Origin of the sequence: Ensifer sp. LC11, assembly GCF_001695835.1 — a bacterium.
Taxonomy (GTDB): Bacteria; Pseudomonadota; Alphaproteobacteria; order Rhizobiales; family Rhizobiaceae; genus Ensifer.
In genome coordinates this window covers 224,494-246,903 of record NZ_MBSO01000045.1, presented here as the reverse complement: position 1 = coordinate 246,903, position 22,410 = coordinate 224,494, and the positions used below count along the sequence as shown (strand labels likewise).

Genomic DNA, 22,410 nt, shown 5'->3' with positions numbered 1-22,410 from the left:
GTGGGAACAGATGCATCAGCCACGCCCGGAAGATGGACCCCCGTCTTCCGGAGTGGTTTCATATGGGGGACTTCATGTCGCTGGACTGGGACAAACTGCGCATTTTTCACGCGGCGGCCGAGGCTGGGTCGTTCACCCATGCGGCAGACAAGCTCCATCTCTCGCAATCGGCGATCAGCCGGCAGGTGAGCTCGCTGGAGCAGGATGTCGGCATCAAGCTGTTCCACCGCCACGCGCGCGGCCTGATCCTCACGGAACAGGGTGAAATTCTCTATCGCACCGCCCACGAAGTGCTGATGAAGCTCGAGAGCGTCAAGGTCCAGCTCAGCGAGACCACGGACAAGCCGAGCGGCAAGCTGCGCATCACCACCACGGTCGGTCTCGGCCAGGGCTGGCTCACCGACAAGATCCAGGAGTTCATGTCGCTGCATCCGGATGTGCAGGTGCAACTCATCCTCGACAACGAGGAACTGGACGTCAACATGCGCCATGCCGACTGCGCCATCCGGCTGCGCCAACCGCAGCAATCAGACCTCATCCAGCGCAAGCTCTTCACGGTGCACATGCATGTTTATGCTGCCCCCTCCTACATCAACAAGTATGGCGAGCCGCAGTCGGTCGAGGACCTGGACAATCACCGCATCATCACTTTCGGCGAGCCGGCGCCGAACTACCTGCTCGACGTGAACTGGCTCGAAATCGCCGGTCGCGATTCCGACAATCCGCGGGTGTCGCACCTGCAGATCAACAGCCAGACCTCGATCAAGCGTGCTTGCCTCTTGGGCATCGGTGTCGCCATGCTGCCGGACTATATCGTCGGTCGCGATCCCGGCCTCATCCAGCTTCCGATCAGCGCCGACATCCCGTCCTTCGATACCTATTTCTGCTATCCGGACGAGATGAAGAACGCCGCAAAGCTCAAGGTCTTCCGCGACTACATCGTCGCCAAGGCGCGAAACTGGAACTTCTGACGCGGCACAAGCGAATGCTCGTTCTATGAGCATTTCTCGGACATCCTTCTAACTGATTGTTTTTAATTATGCATTTCGCCCATTTTTCGGGCCTTGTGCCGCGCGATCTCATTGTGCGCCGCAAAATTGTGCAGGGATGCGCGCATGACATGGCTGTCATGCATATTAAATGATTGCTGCCCGCCCAAAAAAGCAGCATACCAAACTCAGCTGATGCATCTTTGGTGGCTTCTCCTCCCAGTGCCACCGCAGCAGCTGTTCCCCTCTGGAGGTTTAATTACCTTCACAACTTATAAGGGCCCAAGTCATCTTGTGGCCCTCTTTTTTTGTCTACTGTTTGAAGACGAGCGAGCCGTGACCAAAATCACAGTCGGCTATTGAAAGCCGATACTTCGCTTACCATATCAAAATGCAGCTGATGCATTCTTGGTGGCTTCTCCTCCCCCGCCACCGCATTAGCTGTTCCCCTCTGGAGGTTCTAATTACCTTCACAACTACAAGGGCCCAAGTTTTCTTGAGGCCCTCTTTTTTTGCCCTCTTGGTGCTCACGGTCTTGTGATTTGAATATCGCGTTTTAGCGATTCATGTATCGGTAAAACACGATATTGCGATATACGATGGACCGCGACGAAATTCTGAAAGCTCTTGCCCACCCGGTTCGGGTGAAGATTCTCGCCTGGCTCAAGGAGCCCGAGCGTCATTTCTCGATGCAGGAGCATCCGCTTGACCTCGGCGTTTGCGCCGGTCAGTTCGAGCGCTGCGGCCTGTCGCAGTCGACGGTCTCTTCCCATCTCGCGGTTCTTCAACGTGCGGGCCTCGTGACGACGCGCCGGCTCGGCCAGTGGAATTTCTACCGTCGCAACGAAGAAACCATTGCCGCCTTCCTCAGCGATATCGGCAACCTCTGAAACAAGCTCCCCTCCCAAGCAGACTCCACCGAAAGGACCTCCCATGGCCTCGCTCTTCGACCCCATCACCATCGGCGACATCACGCTGAATAACCGTATCGTCATGGCACCGCTGACGCGCAATCGCTCGCCTGGGGCCGTGCCGAACACTTTGAACGTCACCTATTACGAGCAGCGGGCAACAGCCGGTTTGCTGATTACCGAGGGAACGGCCATCACCCAACAGGGCCAGGGCTATGCTGACGTGCCCGGGCTCTATACGCCTGAGGCACTTGAAGGCTGGCGCAGGGTAACAGATGCAGTACACGCGAAAGGCGGGCGGGTCGTCGTGCAGATCTGGCACGTCGGGCGCATCTCGCACAATTCACTGCAGCCGGGCGGCGGCAAGCCGGTTGCGCCCTCGGCAATCCGCGCCAAGTCCAAGACCTACATCATCAACCCGGATGGTACCGGCTCCTTTGCCGAGACTTCCGACCCGCACGCCTTGGACGTGGCCGAGATCGAGAGCATTGTCGAAGACTATCGCAAGGCGGCGCGCGCAGCGATCGACGCCGGATTCGATGGCATCGAGATCCACGCGGCCAATGGCTATCTCATCGACCAGTTCCTGCGCTCCGGTTCGAACCACCGCACGGATCCCTACGGCGGCGCGATCGAGAACCGTGCCCGCTTCCTCTTCGAGGTCGTGGATGCCGTGACGAAGGAAATCGGCGCCGGTCGCGTCGGCATCCGTCTTTCACCGGTCACGCCGGCCAACGATGCCTTCGATCCGGAGCCGCAAACGGTCTTCGGCTACGTGATCAAGAACCTCGCCCGCTATCCGCTTGCCTACATCCATATCATCGAAGGCGCGACGGGCGGCCCGCGCGATCACCAGCAGGGCAACCGGCCATTCGACTACCAGGCTCTCAGAGCCACCTATCTCGCCGCCGGCGGCAAGGCCGCCTGGATGACCAACAACGGCTACGACCGATCGCTGGCGGTCAAGACGGTCAAGGACGGCGAGGCCGATCTTGTCGCCTTCGGCAAGCCGTTCATCGCCAATCCGGACCTGGTGGAACGGCTGAAACAGGACGCCCCACTCAATGCGCCGGATCAGGCGACTTTCTACGGCGGCGGCGCCGAGGGTTACACCGACTATCCGGCCCTTGAACAGGTTGCCTGACGCCCCCACATGGCGACATGCCCCGACATTCGGCGGGGCATCTCTCCTCTGGAAGTCCTTATGTTTTCATCTTATTTCGAAAAATGGTCATTGCAGTCCGATGGCGAGGTGATCGCCACACCCTCGAGCCATCTTTTTCCCGTCCGCTATCGCGAGCAGCCGGCGATGCTGAAAGTCGCGCAGGATCCAGAAGAAAAATTCGGTCGTCTGCCGATGGTCTATTGGGACGGGCAAGGCGCGGCAAAAATCTATGAATCGGACACGGATGCGGTCCTGATGGAACGCACGGACAGCCAGCGCAATCTGTTCCACATGGCAATGACCGGAAGCGATGAGGAGGTGACACGCATCATCTGCCGTACCGTCGCTGAGCTTCACGCACCGCGTGTGGCGTCGATTCCCCCGGATCTTGTACCGCTCGACAAGTGGTTTGCGTCGCTGCAGGCGGCCGCGCCCATCCAGGGTGGCCTGTTCGCGCGCGCATACGAGGCGGCGCAGGAGCTGCTCGCCAATCCCGAGCCGCCCGTCGTCCTGCACGGCGACGTTCACCACGCCAACATTCTCGATTTCGGCGATCGCGGCTGGCTGGCGATCGACCCAAAGCGCGTGCTCGGCGACCGGGGCTACGATTATGCCAACCTGTTCTGCAATCCGGAGTTGCCCTTGGTCACCGCTCCGGGCCGTCTGCAGCGCCACCTGCCTGTTGTCGCCGAGGAGACCAGCCTTGCACCGCGCCGCATCCTCAATTGGGTTCTCGCCTATGCCGGACTTTCTGCGGCCTGGTTTCTCGAGGACGATGACGACTTCGGCGTCGAGAGCGACCTGACGATGGCGCAGATCGCGATCGCCGAGCTCAACCGGTAGGCTCAGCCGGTCTTCAAAAGAATGACGGCATAGATGCACGGCTCGCCGCCGACATTGCGGAAGACGCAATCCTGCGGCGGGCCGAGCTCCAGACAATCCCCTTCGCCAAGAACATGGGTCTCATGGCCCTCCACAAAGGTCAGGCTGCCGCGCGTCACCCATAGCCACTGTCGTTGGCGCGCATAGGCCGATGCCGGCATCGGCACGTCGGCGCTGGCCGGAAGCTCGACTTCCACGAGTTCGAGCGGCAGGTTCGACATCGGCGAGACGTGGCGCCTGATGTAACCGCTTTGCGGATCGCGCCAAGCCGGTTGATCCTGCCGTCGCGACAGTCTGCCAGAGCTTGCCTCTGCGCGCGCAATCAGACTGGACATGGTGAGACCGAACGCTCCCGCGAGCTTTGCGAGCAAAGTTGCCGTCGGGCTGCTGTCACCCCGCTCGATCTTGTGGATCATCGCGCGCGACACGCCGGAGCGATCCGAAAGCTCGCTGAGCGACCAGCCGCGTGTCTCTCTTTCAAGACGAATTCGCTCACTGAGGCGTTGATCAAGGCTATCTACTTTAGTATCCATTGCGTAGTCATATAGTGAACGAATGCGAGGGACAAGCATGCTGATCAGGGCGGCCACTCACAGCGATCTGCCAGTCATCTGCGAGATCTACAACGACGCGGTAGCGAACACGACGGCGATCTGGAACGAGACCCTGGTCGATGTTGCCAACCGGGCCACTTGGCTGAAGGCACGCGCGGATGCGGGCTATCCGGTTCTGGTGGCCGTTTCCGAGGAGGGTGACGTCCTCGGCTACGCCTCCTTCGGCGACTGGCGCGCGTTTGACGGCTATCGTCATACCGTCGAGCACTCCGTCTACGTTCACAGGGATCGCCGGGGTGGTGGGATTGGCCGGGAGCTCATGATCGCGCTGATTGCCGAGGCCGAGCGGCTGGGCAAACATGTGATGATCGCAGGGATTGAATCGGAAAACGCGGCCTCGATCCGCCTTCACGCCCAACTGGGCTTTGTCGACACCGGCCGCATGCGCGAAGTCGGCACGAAGTTCGGTCGCTGGCTGGACCTCACGTTCATGCAGCTGGTGCTGCCGACCGGGTCGCCGCGCTGACAGGCGGCCGGCGCGGTTTGTCGTGGCAAACGGAAATGGTATGAACGACAAGGAACGGTTTCGGGGACACTGCAACGTGGATCGTCAACGGAAGGGTAGATCGCGCGCCTGGGCGTATGCCACGAGAGCCGCGCTGGTGGCGTTTGTCAGCGCACAAGCTTTTGCTCCCGCGCCTGCTGCGGCCCGTATCGATGATCTCGACCCGCGCCCGAAATGCGTTTATTCGGGCCGATCGGCCACAGATCCTGCCCTGTCGCTTTGCATCAGCAAGGAAAACTTCGCGCGCGACATCTGTGGCGTGATTGATCACTACGCGACCGCCAACGACCTGCCCGCAGCCTTCTTCGCCCGGCTGATCTGGCGGGAAAGCCTGTTTCGACCGAATGCGGTCAGTCCCAAGGGTGCCGAGGGAATCGCGCAGTTCATGCCTGGAACGGCAAAGATGCGCGGTCTCAACAACAGCTTCGACGTCGTCGAAGCGCTCGGCAAGTCGGCCGAATATCTCAACGAACTCAAATCCCGATACGGCAATCTCGGCTTTGCGGCGGCCGCCTACAATGCCGGTGAAAACGGTCTGGAGCGGTTTCTCGAAGTCGACTGGCTGCCCGCAGAAACGCGCAATTATGTGCTGGCCATCACCGCCTACAGTGTCGAGGACTGGCGTGACAACCCGCCGAAGACGCTCGACCTGACGCTGGACAAGGGCAGGAATTTCCTCGACGGCTGCGTGGCGCTCGCCAGCACCCGCCGGCTTCGCGATATCGAAGTGATCGACGAGGCCGCGTGGGCGCCCTGGGGCGTGCAGCTCGCGGCGCATTTCCAGAAATCCGTCGCCCAGAGGCTGTTCGTCAACGCCGTCAAGCGTCTGCCGGAGCCGATCCGCAGCGAGAAGGCGCTTCTGCTGCGCGAACGCAATGCAAGCTTCGGGCTGCGCATCCGCTATGCCGCGCGCATCGGCCGCGAAACCCAGGCGGACGCAAACAAGCTCTGCGCCACCATACGCAAGAGCGGTGGCGCCTGCCTCGTTTTCCGGAACTGATCCGTCATTTGGCTGGCCGTTTTCGCCGCCAGAGCGAGCCGGGCAGCTGACCGCTAGAACGAGCCCGGTGGCCAGTGGACACGCGTCCGGCGGATCGCCGTTCGCACGTGCTCGCCCGTTGGCGGGTCGGTCTCGAATATTCGCCGAACCTTGCCGCCAGCAATGCCACCTGGCCGTCGGTGACTGCCGAAAGCCGGTCGGGCATGATCTTGTCGCCGAGAACGCACGCAATCACTTCATAGCACTCGTGGGGCGACGCATCTTCAAAGGGCAGCGGCAGGCAAAGGCCGTTGCCGAACTCTTCACCGAGCGCCTGTTCGAAATCGATCCTCGACATGGCCGGATGCTATCGCGCTGGCGCCCTCGTGAAGGCGGATCTATAGCAGGAACGCGCCCTCGCCCGGTTTATGATTTCGCCGCAGCATGCGCGCTGCCCCAGCAACCGAGCCCCCGGAGCGTTGCGCCAACCGCTTCGTCAATCGGCGTGTGCGGCTCTTCTCCAAGCACGTCGAGCAGCCGCTCGTTCGGCATGCGCAGTGGTTCGCGCCAGAGATAACGCATCTTGCGCAGCTCCCTAAAGAGCGGCACGACGGGTGAAGCGAGTGCGATCAGCCACCAGGGGAAGGCCCGAACGGGTAGCCTTGGTTTGCCAACAACGCGGCGGATAGCTTCGACCATCTCGGTCCCGGTCCGGTCGAGGAAGCCGCGCATGTGGTAGACGGCGAAGCGCGGGAGGCCGTCGGCACACTCGACGAGGCGGATCATCGTCTCGGCGACATCGGGCAGATAGGCCCATTGATGCGCGATACCTTCGCGGCCGGGATAAGAGATTGCCGCCAGTGGTTTACCCGGCTTCACCAGCCCCTGCGAGAACCAGTTGTTTGCAGCACCGGGGCCGAAAAAGTCGCCCGCCCGGACGATGATCACGTCGACACCCTTCTCGGAGGCGGCCTTCAATCGAAGCTCCATCTCCTTGCGGATATGGCCCTTGTCGGTGTCCGGGTTCTGCGGCGCCTCTTCGGTCAGGACAGGAAAGGCGTCTCGACCGAAATTGTAGATCGTTCCCGGCAAGAGGATACGCGCGCCCGCTGCCCTGGCCGCCGCGATCGTGTTGTCGAGCATCGGCAGAACCAGAGTGCCCCAATTGCGATAGCCTGCCGGGTTGACCGCGTGCACGATGAGATCGACTCCTTCTGCCGCGGCGAGGACATCGTGCGCGTTCATTGCATCACCCTGCCGCCACTCGAACTGCGAGGCTGGGCATGCGGCCTTCTCCGCATTTCGGTTCAGCGCGCGCACCTTCCAGCCGCGTGCGCTGAGGCCGCGCGCCACCGCGCCGCCAATGCCGCCCGTGGCGCCGAGCACCAAAGCGATCTTTTTCGTTTCCTGCGTTTCCATGCCACTCTCCATCCGTTTCGATGAAGGGAGGATCACGCATAAAGGCGCTAAACGGAATTGCAGAAATTTCTTGAGTAGATATACTGAAATGCATGAGCAAGATGGATTTGAGCTGGGATTCTTACAGGACCTTTCTCACGGTGCTGCAAGAAGGATCGCTTTCGGCGGCGGCGCGCGAGCTGGGCTTGACGCAGCCGACCGTCGGCCGACACGTGGATGCGATGGAGGCGACACTCGGCTATCCGCTCTTCGTGCGCTCTCCACACGGCCTGTTGCCAACCGATGCCGCGCTGGCGCTCAAGCCGTATGCCGACACCCTGGCCGCGACTTCGGCGGCGCTGCTGCGCGAGGCGTCCAGCCAGCGCGATACGGTGAGCGGCGCGGTGCGCATCAGTGCCAGCGAGGTCATCGGCATCGAGGTTCTGCCGCCGATCCTGGCGGAGTTGCATGCTGCCTACCCGGCGCTGACGATCGAACTGTCGGCATCCGACACGGTCGAGGATCTGTTGCGGCAGGAGGCCGACATCGCGGTGCGCATGGTCGCGCCCGCACAGGATGCGTTGATCGCCCGCCATGTCGGCGCAGTGCCGATCAGCTTCCATGCCCATCGCCGCTACATCGAGCGTCGCGGCATGCCGGAGACCCTAGCTGATCTCGCCAGACATAGCCTGATCGGCTACGATCGCGAGACGTCAGCGATCCGGGCGATCATCGCCCGTTCACCGGAATTGCCTTCAGTTCCCTTTGCCTTCAAGGCCGACAGCAATCTCGCCCAGCTTGCGGCAATCCGCGCGGGTTTCGGCATCGGCATCTGTCAGAACGGGCTGGCGGCGCGGGATCCGGATATCGTGCCTGTCCTTCCGGGGCTCTTCGAAATGAAACTCGAGACCTGGCTGGTGATGCACGAGAACCTGAAGACCGCGCCGCGCTGCCGCGTCACCTTCGATGCGCTGGCGAAGGGCCTGCGCGATTACATCCGCGGTATTGCACCTGCCGTCGCGGGAAGCCACGATCCGGCCCAAGCCGCGCAAGCCATCGTCTAGCAGTCTGCACGAGATCGCCAGCCAAGCCGCGTCCATTACGCAAAAAGCCCGCCAAGACGGCGGGCTCTTTTCTAGCAGACTATCGCCGAAGGCAATTAACCCTCGGATTCGGCTGGCGTTTCCGGCGCACCGTTCTCGACTGCACCCTCTTCGCCTTCGTCCTCGCCTTCCGGCTCGCTGATGCGCTCGACCGAAACGACCTTCTCGTCCTTGGCGGTCGAGAAGATGGTAACGCCCTTGGTCGCGCGGCTGGCAAGCCGGACGCCATTGATCGGCACGCGGATCAACTGGCCACCGTCGGAAACGAGCATGATCTGGTCGTTGTCTTCGATCGGGAAGGCTGCCACGAGTTCGCCGATTTCCGCCGTCTTCGAGGTGTCGGTGGCGCGGATGCCCTTGCCGCCGCGACCGGAAGTGCGGAAATCGTAAGACGACGAACGCTTGCCGAAACCCTTCTCCGAAACCGTCAGAACGAACTGTTCGCGCGCCTTCAGTTCCTCGAAGCGTTCGTTCGCAAGCTCACCACCGTCGGTGACTTCCTCGCCGACGAGAGCGATTTCTTCCTCTTCGCCATTCGTGGCGCGCCGTTCGGCGGCTGCACGCTTGAGGTAGGCTGCGCGCTCCCATGGTTCGGCGTCGACATGGCCAAGGATCGCCATCGAGATGATGCGGTCGCCATCGCCGAGGTTGATGCCGCGCACGCCGATCGAGTTGCGGCCGGCAAAGACGCGCACATCGTCTACCGGGAAACGAATGCACTGGCCGAGCGCCGTCGTCAGCATGACGTCGTCATGCTCAGTACAGGTGTCGACAGACAGGATCTCGTCGCCTTCCTCATCGAGCTTCATCGCGATCTTGCCGTTGCGGTTGACCTGGACAAAGTCCGACAGCTTGTTGCGGCGAACCGTGCCGCGGGTCGTCGAGAACATGACGTCGAGGTTTTCCCAGGTCGCCTCGTCCTCGGGCAGCGGCATGATCGTGGTGATGCGCTCGCCGGGTTCCAGCGGCAGCATGTTGATCAGCGCCTTGCCGCGCGATTGCGGCGTGCCGATCGGCAGGCGCCAGACCTTCTCCTTGTAGACAATGCCACGCGAGGAGAAGAACAGAACCGGCGTATGGGTATTGGCGACGAATAGCCGGGTAACGAAATCCTCGTCCCTGGTCGCCATGCCCGAGCGGCCCTTGCCGCCGCGACGCTGCGCCCGGTAGGTCGTCAGCGGCACGCGCTTGATGTAGCCGAGATGCGAGACCGTCACCACCATGTCCTCACGGGCGATCAGGTCCTCGTCGTCCATGTCCGGACCGCCTTCCATGATCTCGGAACGGCGCGGGGTGCCGAACTCGTCACGGATGGCGATGAGCTCGTCCTTGACTATGCTCATGATACGCAGGCGCGAGGACAGGATGTCGAGGTAATCCTTGATTTCCTCGCCGATCTTGTTGAGTTCGTCGCCGATTTCGTCGCGGCCGAGCGCGGTCAGGCGCTGCAAGCGCAGATCGAGGATGGCGCGCGCCTGCTCTTCCGACAGGTTATAGGTGTTGTCTTCGTTGATCCGGTGACGCGGATCGTCGATCAGCCGGATAAGGCTATCGACGTCGTGCGCGGGCCAACGGCGTTCCATCAACTGCTCGCGCGCGGTTTGCGGATCGGGCGCATGCCGGATCAGCTTGATCACCTCGTCGATGTTGGCAACGGCGATGGCGAGACCAACCAGCACGTGGGCGCGGTCGCGGGCCTTGCGCAGCAGGTATTTCGTGCGCCGGCTAACGACTTCCTCACGGAACGAGACGAAGGCCCTGAGCATGTCGAGCAGCGTCATCTGTTCCGGTTTGCCGCCGTTCAGCGCCACGACGTTACAGCCGAAGGAGGTCTGCAGCGGCGTGTAGCGGTAAAGCTGGTTCAGGATGACGTCGGCATTGGCGTCGCGCTTCAGTTCGATGACGACGCGATAACCCTGGCGGTCGGACTCGTCACGCAGGTCCGAGATGCCTTCGATGCGCTTGTCGCGCACCAGCTCGGCCATCTTCTCGATCATCGTCGCCTTGTTCACCTGGAAAGGGATTTCGGTGATGATGATCTGTTCGCGATCGCCGCGCATCGGCTCGATGTGGGCGCGGCCGCGCATGATGACCGAGCCGCGGCCGGTCTCGTAAGCCGAGCGGATGCCGGAGCGGCCGAGGATCAGCGCACCGGTCGGGAAGTCCGGGCCCGGGATGATTTCCATCAGTTCCGGCAGTTCGATTGCCGGATTGTCGATCAGCGCCATGCAGCCGTTGATGACTTCGACTAGGTTGTGCGGCGGAATGTTCGTCGCCATCCCGACGGCAATGCCGCCGGCGCCGTTGACCAGCAGGTTCGGGAACTTTGCGGGCACCACCACCGGCTCACTCAGCGTGCCGTCATAGTTGTCGCGGAAGTCGACCGTTTCCTTGTCGAGGTCGTCGAGCAGCGAGTGCGCGGCCTTCTGCAGGCGGCACTCGGTGTAGCGCTCGGCCGCCGGCGGATCGCCATCGACAGAACCGAAGTTGCCCTGGCCGTCGATCAGCGGCAGGCGGAGCGACCAGTCCTGCGCCATGCGCGCCAGCGCGTCGTAGATCGCCATGTTGCCGTGCGGGTGGTACTTACCCATCACGTCCCCGGTGACGCGGGCGCATTTGACGTATTTCTTGTTCCAGTCGATGCCGAGTTCGCTCATCCCGTAGAGGATGCGGCGGTGCACGGGTTTCAGACCGTCACGCACGTCGGGAAGCGCGCGGCTGACGATAACGCTCATGGCGTAATCGAGATAGGACCGCTGCATTTCCTCGATGATGGAAATCGGCTCGATGCCTGGCGGAGTTTTTCCGCCGCCGGGAGTGCTTTGCTCAGTCAATGGTGATCACGATCTTTGTTCAGAATCAGTCGGATATTTATAGCGGATTGCCACCGGAAGCGCCAATTTGCGGCCCTCAGCACCATTCGCCCGCCAGGCTATGAAGATGTCCCTGTAACGCTTTGATTCGCTGCACGATTCGTTCGACAAGCCCGATCCGGAGCCGAAGACCCATGCGGTAGTTGTGAACAGTCTTTTGCCGCCGGAACAGGCTTTTCTAGGGCATCGCGCGGGAAATCGGAAGTCCCGGCTCTTCAATCACCGTGACGCCGCGCGTTTGAGGTCCAATTGCCTGCCGGGATCGCTCATTAAGTCATTGCTGAGACTTTGTTTGTCTCCCTCTTTCCAACCCCCTCCTGCTTGCCTAACAATGCGCCTCTGCCACCGGGAAAACCCGGGGCGAAATCCGGAAGGGGAAACGGATGTTCAATGTCGACCTCCTGGTCAATGCGCTTACCACGCTTCTCGTCACACTCGATCCGCCGGGCCTCGCGCCGATCTTCCTGAGCCTGACGGTCGGTCTCAGCCGACAGGAGCGCTTTCAGGTGGCCACCCGCGGCTCGCTGATCGCCTTCTTCATTCTCGCGGCCTTCGCACTCTTCGGAAACGGCATTCTCGGGCTGCTCGGCATCTCGATCGGTGCCTTCCGCATCGCCGGCGGCCTGCTGCTCTTCTGGATCGCTTTCGAGATGATTTTCGAGAAGCGTCAGGAGCGCAAGGAAAAGACCGGCGAGAACGCGACGGTCAAGGATCACATCCACAATATCGCGGTCTTCCCGCTTGCCCTGCCGCTGATCGCCGGACCCGGGGCGATTTCGGCAACGATCCTGCTGGCCGGCTCGTTCCCAACGGCGATCGAGCGGACGCAGCTCTTGATCGTCATCGCGCTGTCGATGTTCAGCCTGTTTCTGGCGCTCGTCATCGCCGAGCGCATCGATCGCTTTCTCGGCGTCACCGGTCGCGCCATCCTCACCCGCCTGCTCGGCGTCATCCTGGCTGCGCTCGCGGTACAGTTCGTCGTCGACGGAGTGAAATCCGCAATGGCGCTCTAAGCGCTGTATTGCTCTCCTCGCCGTCGACGGGCGGCGAGAGCGCAAACAACAAAAAAGCGCCGTGTCCGAGGACACGGCGCTTTTTTTGTCAATGCCAATCGTTTGCGATCAGAACGGAATGTCGTCGTCCATGTCGCGCGAGAAGCCGCCGCCCTGGCCGCCTTGACCGCCCTGGCCACCGCCCGAGCGTCCGCCGCCGGAAGATTGGCGCGGCTGGTCGTAATCGTCGTAACCGCCACCGCCGCCGCCATAGTTGCCGCCGCCAAAATCGCCCGCACCGCCGCCGCCACGGCTGACGCCGGAGCCGCCGCCTTCACCGCGGCCATCAAGCATTGTCAACGTCGAGTTGAAGCCCTGCAGCACGACTTCCGTCGAGTAGCGGTCATTGCCGTTCTGGTCCTGCCACTTGCGGGTCTGCAGCGCACCTTCGATGTAGAGCTTGGCGCCCTTCTTCACGTATTGCTCGACAACCTTGCAGAGGCCCTCGTTGAAGACGACGACAGTGTGCCATTCGGTCTTTTCCTTGCGCTCGCCGCTGTTGCGGTCACGCCAGGTTTCCGAGGTTGCGATGCGCAGGTTGGCGATCGGCCGGCCGTCCTGCGTGCGCCGGATTTCCGGGTCTGCCCCGACATTTCCGATCAAGATCACCTTGTTGACGCTTCCAGCCATGTTGCTTTTCCCGTGGTTTCACCGGGCCCTGGGCCCGGCTTGGAATTTCAAGAGCACGCATCTTAGCGGCCCGATGCCGCCGATACGCCCCGCCTCGCACATAATCCACAACAGTTTTGGTCGTTTTATGGACGATTTGTTCTTTCTTTGTTCTAGTATTTGGCTATGATCCTGTCAACCGACTCGAATTGGCCGCCTGTTTTGCCGATTGCGCCTCGACATGGGCGTTAGCGTCATTACATAGGGGGCTTTCAACCGACATGCAAAAGCTGGCTTCCGATGAGTGAACTCAAGACCATCTCCATTCGTGGTGCGCGCGAGCACAATCTGAAAGGCATCGACCTCGATCTGCCGCGCAACAAGCTGATCGTGATGACCGGGCTTTCCGGCTCCGGCAAGTCGTCGCTTGCCTTCGACACGATCTATGCCGAAGGCCAGCGCCGCTATGTCGAGAGCCTGTCGGCCTATGCGCGCCAGTTCCTCGAGATGATGCAGAAGCCGGATGTCGACCAGATTGACGGCCTCTCACCGGCAATCTCGATCGAGCAGAAGACGACCTCGCGCAATCCGCGCTCGACGGTCGGAACTGTGACCGAGATCTACGACTACATGCGCCTGCTCTTCGCGCGCGTCGGCGTTCCCTATTCCCCGGCAACGGGACTTCCGATCGAAAGCCAGACGGTCAGCCAGATGGTCGACCGGGTGCTCGACTTCGGCGAGGGCACCCGTCTTTACATCCTTGCGCCGCTCGTGCGTGGCCGCAAGGGCGAGTACAAGAAGGAACTCGCCGAATTGATGAAGAAGGGCTTTCAGCGCGTCAAGGTCGACGGCACGTTCTATGAGATCGCCGAGGTTCCGGCGCTCGACAAGAAATACAAGCACGACATTGATGTGGTGGTCGACCGTGTGGTCGTCCGACCCGATCTTGCCTCGCGCCTTGCCGACAGCCTGGAGACCTGCCTGACGCTTGCCGATGGTCTCGCGGTCGCCGAATTCGCCGACAAGCCGCTGCCGCCGGAGGAAACCGCGGCGGGCGGTTCGGCCAACAAGTCGCTCAACGAAACCCATGAGCGCGTGCTGTTTTCGGAAAAGTTCGCCTGCCCGGTCTCCGGCTTTACGATTTCGGAGATCGAGCCGCGGCTGTTCTCCTTCAACAACCCCTTCGGCGCCTGTCCGACCTGCGACGGTCTCGGCAGCCAGCAGAAGATCGACACGGCGCTGATCGTGCCGGAGGAACACCGGACGCTGCGCGACGGCGCGATCGCGCCCTGGGCGAAGTCCTCCTCTCCCTACTATAACCAGACGCTCGAAGCGCTGGGCAAGGTCTTCGGTTTCAAGCTCGGTAGTCGCTGGAACGAGCTTTCGGCGACGGCGCAGAACGCGATCCTGCACGGCACTGAAGAGAAAATCGTCTTCCACTATGAAGACGGAGCCCGTTCCTACAACACGACCAAGAACTTCGAGGGCATCGTGCCCAACCTCGAGCGCCGCTGGAAGGAAACCGACAGCGCCTGGGCGCGCGAGGAGATCGAGCGCTACATGTCGGCAGCGCCCTGCCCTGCCTGCGCCGGATTCCGGCTGAAGCCGGAGGCGCTCGCGGTCAAGATCGACACGCTGCACATCGGTCAGGTCACCGAGATGTCGATCCGCGTCGCGCGTGACTGGTTCGAAGCGCTGCCGGCGCGTCTCACCACCAAGCAGAATGAGATTGCGGTTCGCATCCTCAAGGAAATCCGCGACCGCCTGCGCTTCCTCAACGACGTCGGCCTTGAGTATCTCAGCCTGTCGCGCAACTCCGGCACGCTATCGGGCGGCGAAAGCCAGCGCATCCGGCTGGCTTCGCAGATCGGGTCCGGCTTGACCGGCGTTCTCTATGTGCTCGACGAGCCGTCCATCGGACTGCATCAGCGCGACAATGCCCGTCTGCTCGACACGCTCCGCCATCTCCGCGACATCGGCAACACCGTGATCGTCGTCGAGCATGATGAAGACGCGATCCTGACTTCCGATTATGTCGTCGATATCGGCCCGGCCGCCGGCATCCATGGCGGCGAGGTCATCGCGCAAGGGTCACCGGCCGACGTCATGGCCAACCCGAGATCGCTGACGGGAAAGTATCTCTCCGGCGAGCTTTCGGTTGCCGTGCCCGGCGAGCGCCGCAAGCCGAAGAAGAAAAAGGAAATCACGGTTGTCGGCGCCCGCGCCAACAACCTCAAGAACGTCACCGCCTCGATCCCGCTCGGCGTCTTCACCGCCGTCACCGGCGTGTCGGGCGGCGGCAAGTCGACCTTCCTGATCGAGACACTCTATAAGGCGGCCGCTCGCCGCATCATGGGCGCGCGCGAAAACCCGGCCGAGCACGATCGCATCGACGGCTTCGAGCACATCGACAAGGTGATCGATATCGACCAGTCGCCGATCGGCCGCACCCCGCGTTCGAACCCGGCGACCTATACCGGCGCCTTCACCCCAATCCGCGACTGGTTTGCCGGCCTGCCGGAGGCCAAGGCGCGCGGCTACCAGCCTGGTCGCTTCTCCTTCAACGTCAAAGGCGGCCGCTGCGAGGCCTGCCAGGGTGACGGCGTCATCAAGATCGAGATGCACTTCCTGCCCGATGTCTACGTCACCTGCGACGTCTGCCACGGCAAGCGCTACAACCGCGAGACGCTCGACGTGCATTTCAAGGGCAAGTCGATTGCCGACGTGCTCGACATGACCGTCGAGGAAGGCGTCGACTTTTTCGCCGCCGTCCCCTCGGTGCGTGACAAGCTGGTGACGCTCAACCAGGTTGGCCTCGGCTATATCAAGGTCGGCCAGCAGGCCAACACGCTGTCGGGCGGCGAAGCCCAGCGCGTCAAGCTTGCAAAGGAACTGTCGAAGCGCTCGACCGGGCGCACGCTCTACATCCTCGACGAGCCGACGACAGGCTTGCATTTCCACGATGTAGCCAAGCTTCTTGAAGTTTTGCATGAGCTCGTCAACCAGGGCAATTCCGTTGTCGTCATCGAGCACAATCTCGAAGTCATCAAAACGGCCGACTGGGTCATCGACTTCGGTCCGGAAGGCGGCGACGGTGGCGGCGAGGTCATTGCCAAGGGTACGCCCGAGGACGTCGTCACGGAGAAGCGTTCCTATACCGGCCAGTTCCTCAAGGAGCTTCTGGAGCGCCGCCCGATGAAAAAGGTCGAGGCGGCGGAATGAACGTCTCGACCTAATCGGTTACCAGAGGAGTGATCCCGGCATGATGCGGCTTGCTCGTCTGGAAGACCTGGCTGCGGTGCAAAGCGTGACGGAGGCGGCTTACGAACCCTATCGGGCGCTGCTCGGCGGGCCGCCGTTGCCGGTGACGGAGGACTATGCGCCGCGCATCCACCGCGAAGAGGTCTGGGTGCGGGAGCACGACACGGTGATTTCAGCGCTTGCCGTCTTGGAGCGCCATGCCGACCACGTAATGGTTTTCAGCCTTGCGGTTGCGCCGTCCTATCAAGGTCAGGGGCATGGCATTGCGTTGCTGCAGTTTACGGATGGCAAGGCGGCCGAGTGGGACTTGCCGGAGGTGCGGCTCTATACCAATTCGCGCATGGAGCGAAACATCGCGCTCTATCGCGCCTATGGATTTCAAGAAACGGGTCGCCGACCCAATCCCCATCGTCCAGGGTGGATGCTCGTGGACATGGCGAGATCGATCAAAGACTGAATGGAAGCGGCCACATGCTGGCTGCCGTTGAGGAGGATGGCATGGCAAAATCCGGTAAGATCCGCGTTGGCATTGGCGGCTGGACCTTCGAGCCTTGGGAGGGCACGTTTTACCCCGACAGCCTGCCGAAGAAGCGGCAGCTCGAATTTGCCGGCAAAGAGCTGCGGGCGATCGAAGTGAACGGCACCTATTATTCCTCGCAGAAGCCCGAGACGTTTGCAAAATGGGCGTCGGACGTGCCCGACGATTTCATCTTCTCGCTGAAGGCGAGCCGCTTCGTCACCAACCGCAAGGTTCTCTCGGAAGCCGGTGAATCCATGGAGCGATTCCTGACGCAAGGGTTGACTGAGCTCGGGCCGCATCTCGGACCGATCCTCTGGCAGTTCGCGCCGACGAAGAAGTTTGAGCCGGACGATTTCGAGGGTTTTCTGAAACTTCTGCCGGCAAAACAGGATGGGCTGCCGCTCCGCCATGTGGTCGAGGTGCGTAATCCGACCTTCCAGGTGCCGGAGTTCGTGGCGCTGCTCGAAAAATACAAGATCGCCGTCGTGCTCGCGGAGCACGCGGATTATCCGATGATCGCCGACGTCACGGCCGATTTCGTTTACCTCCGGCTACAGAAGGGCAGCGACGACATCGAAACCTGCTATGCGCCGGACAAGCTCGACCTCTGGGCCGAGCGTGCCAAGGCTTTTGCGCGTGGTGACGAGCCGAGCGGGCTCGAGAAGAGTGCTCCGACCCGCGAAGCTGCAAAGGAACCGCGTGACGTGTTTGCCTTCTTCATCACCGAAGGCAAGGTGAATGCGCCGAACGGCGCACGGGAACTGCAAAGGCGCGCTGGCTAAGTATCAGGTCGAGGAGCGGGAACGTACGCAAACGTCCCGTTCCCACCTCCATCGCGTGACACGGGTGGCGGCAGAATGCCTGACTGTTTTTTCTGAGCTTCGGGCGCATCGGCGAGCAAGGCGATTCAACCCTTCGTGCAGCCATTTATGCATCGTTCAAGCCGCGGCCACTGGGATCTGAAAAACGAATCACCGTCGCCCACCCCATATCGCTTTCGCAGACGCAACCAAGGGTGCCGTTAGGGATGGGTTTTATCCGGTTTTTTACCCGTCAATTTTTTGATTTTCCGCTGACCGTTGCGTCAGTCTCACAGGCAACCTCCGGAAGTGCCTGATTTTCATGATGTTGACCGATGTCCCCGTTTTCCACAGTCGAGCCACACAACATCTAGCGCTCAAACTTCCGTCACAAACCACCCCTTGACGCCCCCGGACGATTCACGGTTAATAGATTTCACGTTGCAACGGCGGCGGACCGGATTGGTTAAGTTCCGGTTCCTCTCACCAAATCGGCGGTTCTGACAGGCGACAGTCATGGATTTCACCATGCGGTCGCCGTGAGGATTTCTGTGCGGTTTTTTTGGCCTGTCGGAGCAACATTTGGCTGGCATAAAGATGCTGTTAACACTATATTTAGTGCTTGCAGCCAGCCTATCTCACAAGATACAGGGTCACCCAGCAATGGGTTTCTCTCCAAGGACGGAAGCTGAGACTGGCTGCGGGATACCCCTGCGGCCGGGCGGGGACAATTGCGCCTGTGGCGGGCGCGAGGCAACACGAAGGACCAGGGACAATGAAGATCGAACGTCGTTTCACAAAGGCCGGGCAATCCGCCTATGCGGAGATCGAATTCCGCAAGGCTACGAGTGAAATCAAGAATCCCGACGGATCGATCGTCTTCCGCCTTGCCGACATCGACGTGCCGGCTCAGTTCAGCCAGGTCGCTGCCGACATTCTCGCCCAGAAGTATTTTCGCAAGGCTGGCGTCCCGGCCAAGATGAAGCGCGTTGAGGAGAACGATGTCCCCTCCTTCCTCTGGCGCTCGGTTCCCGATCAGGACGCGCTGAAGGCGCTGCCGAAGGAAGAGCAGTACGGCTCCGAAACCGATGCCCGTCAGGTCTTCGATCGCCTGGCCGGCACCTGGGCCTATTGGGGCTGGAAGGGCGGCTACTTCGACACCGAGGAAGACGCCTCCGCCTTCCAGGACGAGCTTGCCTACATGCTCGCCACCCAGCGCGTCGCCCCGAACTCGCCGCAATGGTTCAACACCGGCCTGCACTGGGCCTATGGCATCGACGGCCCCGGTCAGGGCCACTTCTACGTCGATCCCTTCACCGGCAAGCTGACCAAGTCCAAGTCGGCCTACGAACACCCGCAGCCGCATGCCTGCTTCATCCAGTCGGTCGCAGACGATCTCGTCAACGAAGGCGGCATCATGGATCTCTGGGTGCGGGAAGCGCGCCTGTTCAAGTATGGCTCCGGCACCGGCTCCAACTTCTCGCACCTGCGCAGCGAGGGCGAAAAGCTTTCGGGCGGCGGCAAGTCCTCGGGCCTGATGTCGTTCCTGAAGATCGGCGACCGCGCAGCCGGCGCGATCAAGTCGGGTGGCACAACCCGTCGCGCCGCCAAGATGGTCGTCGTCGATATCGACCATCCGGATATCGAGGAATACATCAACTGGAAGGTCAAGGAAGAGCAGAAGGTTGCAGCCCTCGTCACCGGCTCCAAGGTCGTCGCCAAGCACCTGAAGGCGATCATGAAGGCCTGCGTCAACTGCGACGGCACTGACGACGCCTGCTATGACCCGAAGCAGAACCCGGCGCTGAAGCGCGAAATCCGCGCTGCCAAGCAGGCGTTGGTTCCGGAAAACTACATCCAGCGCGTCATCCAGTTCGCCAAGCAGGGTTACAAGGACCTCGAGTTCAAGACCTACGACACCGACTGGGATTCGGAAGCCTACCTCACGGTTTCCGGCCAGAACTCCAACAATTCCGTCTCGATCAAGGACGACTTCCTGCGCGCCGTCGAAGCCGATGGCGACTGGCACCTGACCGCCCGCAAGGATGGCCGCGTGATGAAGACGCTGAAGGCGCGCGACCTCTGGGAATCGATCTCCTACGCCGCGTGGGCGTCTGCCGATCCGGGCCTGCACTTCAACACGACGATGAACGACTGGCACACGAGCCCCGCCGCCGGCCCGATCCGCGCGTCGAACCCGTGCTCGGAGTACATGTTCCTCGACGACACCGCCTGCAACCTCGCCTCGCTGAACCTGATGACGTTCAAGGATGCGGCGAGCAAGCGCATCAACATCGCCGACTACGAGCACGCCGTGCGCCTGTGGACGATCGTTCTCGAAGTCTCGGTCATGATGGCGCAGTTCCCGTCCCGCGAGATTGCCGAACTCTCCTACGAGTACCGCACGCTCGGCCTCGGCTACGCCAATATCGGCGGCCTGTTGATGTCCTCGGGCATCCCCTATGACAGCGCCGAGGGCCGCGCGATCGCCGGCGCCCTCACCGCGATCATGACCGGCATCTCCTATGCCACCTCGGCCGAGATGGCCGAGAAGCTCGGTCCGTTCCCGGGCTTTGCGCCGAACCGCGACAACATGCTGCGCGTCATCCGCAACCATCGCCGCGCCGCCTATGGCGAGACGACCGGTTACGAGGCGCTGTCGGTGAACCCGGTCGCGCTCATCCATGCCGACAATCCGGATCAGGACCTCCTCATCCACGCCATGAGCGCCTGGGACAAGGCGCTGGAACTCGGCGAAAAGCACGGCTACCGCAACGCCCAGGCAACCGTGATCGCGCCGACGGGCACGATCGGTCTCGTCATGGATTGCGACACGACCGGCATCGAGCCCGACTTCGCTCTCGTCAAGTTCAAGAAGCTCGCCGGCGGCGGCTACTTCAAGATCATCAACCGTGCCGTTCCGGAAGCGCTGCGCTCGCTCGGCTATAGCGAAAGCCAGATCGCCGAGATCGAAGCCTATGCAGTCGGCCACGGCAACCTGAACCAGGCGCCGGCCATCAACCCGTCGACGCTGAAGGCCAAGGGCTTCACCGACGAGAAGGTCGAGGCCGTCAATGCCGCGCTGAAGAGTGCCTTCGACATCAAGTTCGTCTTCAACCAGTGGACGCTCGGCGCCGACTTCCTGAAGGGCACGCTGAAGGTCACCGACGAACAGCTTGGCTCTATGGACTTCAACCTGCTCGACCACATGGGCTTTACGAAGAAGGACATCGAGGCGGCCAACATCCACGTCTGCGGTGCGATGACGCTCGAAGGCGCGCCATTCCTCAAGAACGAGCACCTGCCGGTCTTCGATTGCGCCAACCCCTGCGGCAAGATCGGCAAGCGCTACCTCTCGGTCGAAAGCCACATCCGCATGATGGCGGCTGCCCAGCCGTTCATCTCGGGCGCGATCTCCAAGACGATCAACATGCCGAACGAGGCGACCGTCGAGGATTGCAAGAACGCCTACATGCTTTCGTGGAAGCTGGCGCTGAAGGCAAACGCGCTCTATCGCGACGGCTCCAAGCTGTCGCAGCCGCTGAACGCCTCGCTGATCGAGGACGACAAGGACGAGGATGCGCTGGAAGACCTGATCCAGGCGCCTGCCGCCGCCCAGGCCGTCACCATCACCGAGAAGATCGTCGAGCGCGTCATCGAGAAGGTGATCCGCGCCCGCGAAAAGCTGCCGAACCGTCGCCAGGGCTATACCCAGAAGGCCGTCGTTGGTGGGCACAAGGTCTACCTGCGTACCGGCGAATTCGGTGATGGCCGCCTCGGCGAGATCTTCATCGACATGCACAAGGAAGGGGCCGCCTTCCGTGCGATGATGAACAACTTCGCTATCGCCATCTCGCTCGGCCTGCAATATGGCGTACCGCTGGAAGAATATGTGGAGGCCTTCACCTTCACCAAGTTCGAGCCGGCCGGCATGGTCCAGGGCAACGACGCGATCAAGAACGCGACGTCGATCCTCGATTACGTCTTCCGCGAACTGGCCGTCTCCTATCTCGGCCGCCACGACCTTGCCCATGTCGACACCTCCGACTTCGGCAACACCGCGCTCGGCAAGGGCATCCAGGAAGGCAAGACCAACCTGATCTCGACGGGCTGGACCCGCGGCTACAAGCCGACCATCGTCGGCGGCACCGCCGACCGCACCGGCAGCGAACCGAAGGGCTCCGCAACGGCTGCCCCTGCCCGGGCCTCGTCCGGTGCAACGGTAACGGCGATTGCCGGCAACACCGTGCGCAAGATCGAGACGACAACGGCGATTGCAACGTCAGAAATCGTCGCCTTCAAGCGCGACTATGAAGAGCGCGCGGCAGAACTGGCGGAAGAGATCGCCGAGGAATCGGTGAGCGAAGCGCCGGCCGATGTCACCGCCCTCTTCTCCGACAAGGCGGCCGCCGAAGCGGCCTCGGCCAAGACGGACGCCAAGAAGGTGGAAGCCGAACGTCGCGCCCGCTCGATCATGCAGGGCTACACCGGCAACATGTGCACCGAGTGCCAGAATTTCACGATGGTGCGCAACGGCACCTGCGAGAAGTGCGACACCTGCGGCGCCACCAGCGGCTGCAGCTAAGCGGTCCGAACTCCTATTGTTGTCACCTGTCGGCGGCGACACGAACCTGCGGCCAACCCGAATTTTTCGGGTTGGCCTATTTTTCGGAACGAAACGTGAATATCACGCATCCAGGACCTGGGTCGAACGAGCCGGATACGCCACCGGCGGCCGCGCGAACCCGT

Annotated in this window: 17 protein-coding genes; 12 read left to right on the top strand and 5 right to left on the bottom strand. The window is 61.7% G+C overall.

The annotated features are described in order from the left end of the window. The first annotated feature begins 74 nt into the window (after positions 1–74). From BBX50_RS25170 to BBX50_RS25155, 4 genes are all read left to right on the top strand, one after another. Positions 75–971: a LysR family transcriptional regulator VtlR gene (locus BBX50_RS25170; protein WP_034791460.1), complete on the top strand. Its 897-nt coding sequence runs from the start codon at positions 75–77 to the stop codon at positions 969–971. Between the two features lie 617 nt (positions 972–1,588). Beyond that, a complete protein-coding gene (locus BBX50_RS25165; RefSeq protein WP_065778011.1) occupies positions 1,589–1,879 on the top strand; it encodes a metalloregulator ArsR/SmtB family transcription factor in 291 nt (96 codons plus the stop codon). 43 nt (positions 1,880–1,922) lie between these two features. After that, positions 1,923–3,044: an alkene reductase gene (locus BBX50_RS25160; RefSeq protein ID WP_065778010.1), complete on the top strand. Its 1,122-nt coding sequence runs from the start codon at positions 1,923–1,925 to the stop codon at positions 3,042–3,044. Positions 3,045–3,104: 60 nt separating this feature from the next. Beyond that, on the top strand, positions 3,105–3,908 hold the full coding sequence (locus tag BBX50_RS25155) for an aminoglycoside phosphotransferase family protein (RefSeq protein ID WP_065778009.1): 804 nt from the start codon (positions 3,105–3,107) through the stop codon (positions 3,906–3,908). Positions 3,909–3,910: 2 nt separating this feature from the next. Here BBX50_RS25155 and BBX50_RS25150 read toward each other — a convergent pair whose 3' ends face one another. Then, complete coding sequence (locus tag BBX50_RS25150) at positions 3,911–4,480, bottom strand: XRE family transcriptional regulator (RefSeq protein ID WP_065778008.1); 570 nt, start codon at positions 4,478–4,480, stop codon at positions 3,911–3,913. 37 nt (positions 4,481–4,517) lie between these two features. Between BBX50_RS25150 and BBX50_RS25145 the strand changes: the two genes are divergently transcribed. Together BBX50_RS25145 and BBX50_RS25140 are read left to right on the top strand one after the other, a co-directional pair. After that, positions 4,518–5,027, top strand: coding sequence for a GNAT family N-acetyltransferase (locus BBX50_RS25145; RefSeq protein ID WP_065778007.1), 510 nt, complete (start codon positions 4,518–4,520; stop codon positions 5,025–5,027). A 136-nt stretch (positions 5,028–5,163) separates the two neighbouring features. Beyond that, positions 5,164–6,066 (top strand): lytic transglycosylase domain-containing protein, encoded by a 903-nt coding sequence (locus tag BBX50_RS25140; RefSeq protein WP_244513212.1) that lies wholly within the window; start codon positions 5,164–5,166, stop codon positions 6,064–6,066. Between the two features lie 4 nt (positions 6,067–6,070). On the opposite strand, the gene BBX50_RS25135 is transcribed toward BBX50_RS25140, so the two are convergent. Further along, complete coding sequence (locus BBX50_RS25135; protein WP_065778005.1) at positions 6,071–6,403, bottom strand: hypothetical protein; 333 nt, start codon at positions 6,401–6,403, stop codon at positions 6,071–6,073. A gap of 68 nt (positions 6,404–6,471) precedes the next feature. After that, on the bottom strand, positions 6,472–7,464 hold the full coding sequence (locus BBX50_RS25130; RefSeq protein ID WP_139108436.1) for an SDR family NAD(P)-dependent oxidoreductase: 993 nt from the start codon (positions 7,462–7,464) through the stop codon (positions 6,472–6,474). Positions 7,465–7,556: 92 nt separating this feature from the next. Here BBX50_RS25130 and BBX50_RS25125 point away from each other — a divergent pair, with 92 nt between their 5' ends. Then, positions 7,557–8,507 carry a LysR family transcriptional regulator gene (locus BBX50_RS25125; RefSeq protein WP_065778003.1) on the top strand — a complete coding sequence of 317 codons (951 nt, stop codon included), beginning with the start codon at positions 7,557–7,559 and terminating at the stop codon, positions 8,505–8,507. A 95-nt stretch (positions 8,508–8,602) separates the two neighbouring features. On the opposite strand, the gene gyrA is transcribed toward BBX50_RS25125, so the two are convergent. After that, positions 8,603–11,380, bottom strand: coding sequence for a DNA gyrase subunit A (gene gyrA, locus BBX50_RS25120; protein ID WP_065778002.1), 2,778 nt, complete (start codon positions 11,378–11,380; stop codon positions 8,603–8,605). Positions 11,381–11,802: 422 nt separating this feature from the next. Between gyrA and BBX50_RS25115 the strand changes: the two genes are divergently transcribed. Next, positions 11,803–12,432: a MarC family protein gene (locus tag BBX50_RS25115; protein WP_065778001.1), complete on the top strand. Its 630-nt coding sequence runs from the start codon at positions 11,803–11,805 to the stop codon at positions 12,430–12,432. Between the two features lie 108 nt (positions 12,433–12,540). On the opposite strand, the gene BBX50_RS25110 is transcribed toward BBX50_RS25115, so the two are convergent. Next, positions 12,541–13,101, bottom strand: coding sequence for a single-stranded DNA-binding protein (locus BBX50_RS25110; protein WP_065778000.1), 561 nt, complete (start codon positions 13,099–13,101; stop codon positions 12,541–12,543). 279 nt (positions 13,102–13,380) lie between these two features. Here BBX50_RS25110 and uvrA point away from each other — a divergent pair, with 279 nt between their 5' ends. The 4 genes from uvrA (at position 13,381) to BBX50_RS25090 (ending at position 22,246) form a co-directional block, all read left to right on the top strand. Then, positions 13,381–16,302, top strand: coding sequence for an excinuclease ABC subunit UvrA (gene uvrA / locus BBX50_RS25105; RefSeq protein ID WP_065777999.1), 2,922 nt, complete (start codon positions 13,381–13,383; stop codon positions 16,300–16,302). Positions 16,303–16,342: 40 nt separating this feature from the next. Beyond that, the gene (locus BBX50_RS25100) at positions 16,343–16,798 is read left to right on the top strand and encodes a GNAT family N-acetyltransferase (RefSeq protein ID WP_065777998.1); all 456 of its coding nucleotides are present in this window, start codon (positions 16,343–16,345) and stop codon (positions 16,796–16,798) included. A 41-nt stretch (positions 16,799–16,839) separates the two neighbouring features. Further along, positions 16,840–17,643 carry a DUF72 domain-containing protein gene (locus BBX50_RS25095; protein WP_065778037.1) on the top strand — a complete coding sequence of 268 codons (804 nt, stop codon included), beginning with the start codon at positions 16,840–16,842 and terminating at the stop codon, positions 17,641–17,643. A 793-nt stretch (positions 17,644–18,436) separates the two neighbouring features. Next, positions 18,437–22,246 carry a vitamin B12-dependent ribonucleotide reductase gene (locus BBX50_RS25090; protein WP_065777997.1) on the top strand — a complete coding sequence of 1,270 codons (3,810 nt, stop codon included), beginning with the start codon at positions 18,437–18,439 and terminating at the stop codon, positions 22,244–22,246. Positions 22,247–22,410 lie beyond the last annotated feature (164 nt).

Coding starts and splice junctions, on each gene's coding strand:
- uvrA (WP_065777999.1), top strand. CDS start 13,381: ATGAGTGAACTCAAGACCATCTCCATTCGTGGTGCGCGCGAGCACAAT.
- BBX50_RS25135 (WP_065778005.1), bottom strand. CDS start 6,403: ATGTCGAGGATCGATTTCGAACAGGCGCTCGGTGAAGAGTTCGGCAAC.
- BBX50_RS25125 (WP_065778003.1), top strand. CDS start 7,557: ATGAGCAAGATGGATTTGAGCTGGGATTCTTACAGGACCTTTCTCACG.
- BBX50_RS25095 (WP_065778037.1), top strand. CDS start 16,840: ATGGCAAAATCCGGTAAGATCCGCGTTGGCATTGGCGGCTGGACCTTC.
- BBX50_RS25115 (WP_065778001.1), top strand. CDS start 11,803: ATGTTCAATGTCGACCTCCTGGTCAATGCGCTTACCACGCTTCTCGTC.
- BBX50_RS25090 (WP_065777997.1), top strand. CDS start 18,437: ATGAAGATCGAACGTCGTTTCACAAAGGCCGGGCAATCCGCCTATGCG.
- BBX50_RS25160 (WP_065778010.1), top strand. CDS start 1,923: ATGGCCTCGCTCTTCGACCCCATCACCATCGGCGACATCACGCTGAAT.
- BBX50_RS25165 (WP_065778011.1), top strand. CDS start 1,589: ATGGACCGCGACGAAATTCTGAAAGCTCTTGCCCACCCGGTTCGGGTG.
- BBX50_RS25170 (WP_034791460.1), top strand. CDS start 75: ATGTCGCTGGACTGGGACAAACTGCGCATTTTTCACGCGGCGGCCGAG.
- BBX50_RS25110 (WP_065778000.1), bottom strand. CDS start 13,101: ATGGCTGGAAGCGTCAACAAGGTGATCTTGATCGGAAATGTCGGGGCA.
- BBX50_RS25150 (WP_065778008.1), bottom strand. CDS start 4,480: ATGGATACTAAAGTAGATAGCCTTGATCAACGCCTCAGTGAGCGAATT.
- BBX50_RS25145 (WP_065778007.1), top strand. CDS start 4,518: ATGCTGATCAGGGCGGCCACTCACAGCGATCTGCCAGTCATCTGCGAG.
- BBX50_RS25130 (WP_139108436.1), bottom strand. CDS start 7,464: ATGGAAACGCAGGAAACGAAAAAGATCGCTTTGGTGCTCGGCGCCACG.
- BBX50_RS25100 (WP_065777998.1), top strand. CDS start 16,343: ATGATGCGGCTTGCTCGTCTGGAAGACCTGGCTGCGGTGCAAAGCGTG.
- BBX50_RS25155 (WP_065778009.1), top strand. CDS start 3,105: ATGTTTTCATCTTATTTCGAAAAATGGTCATTGCAGTCCGATGGCGAG.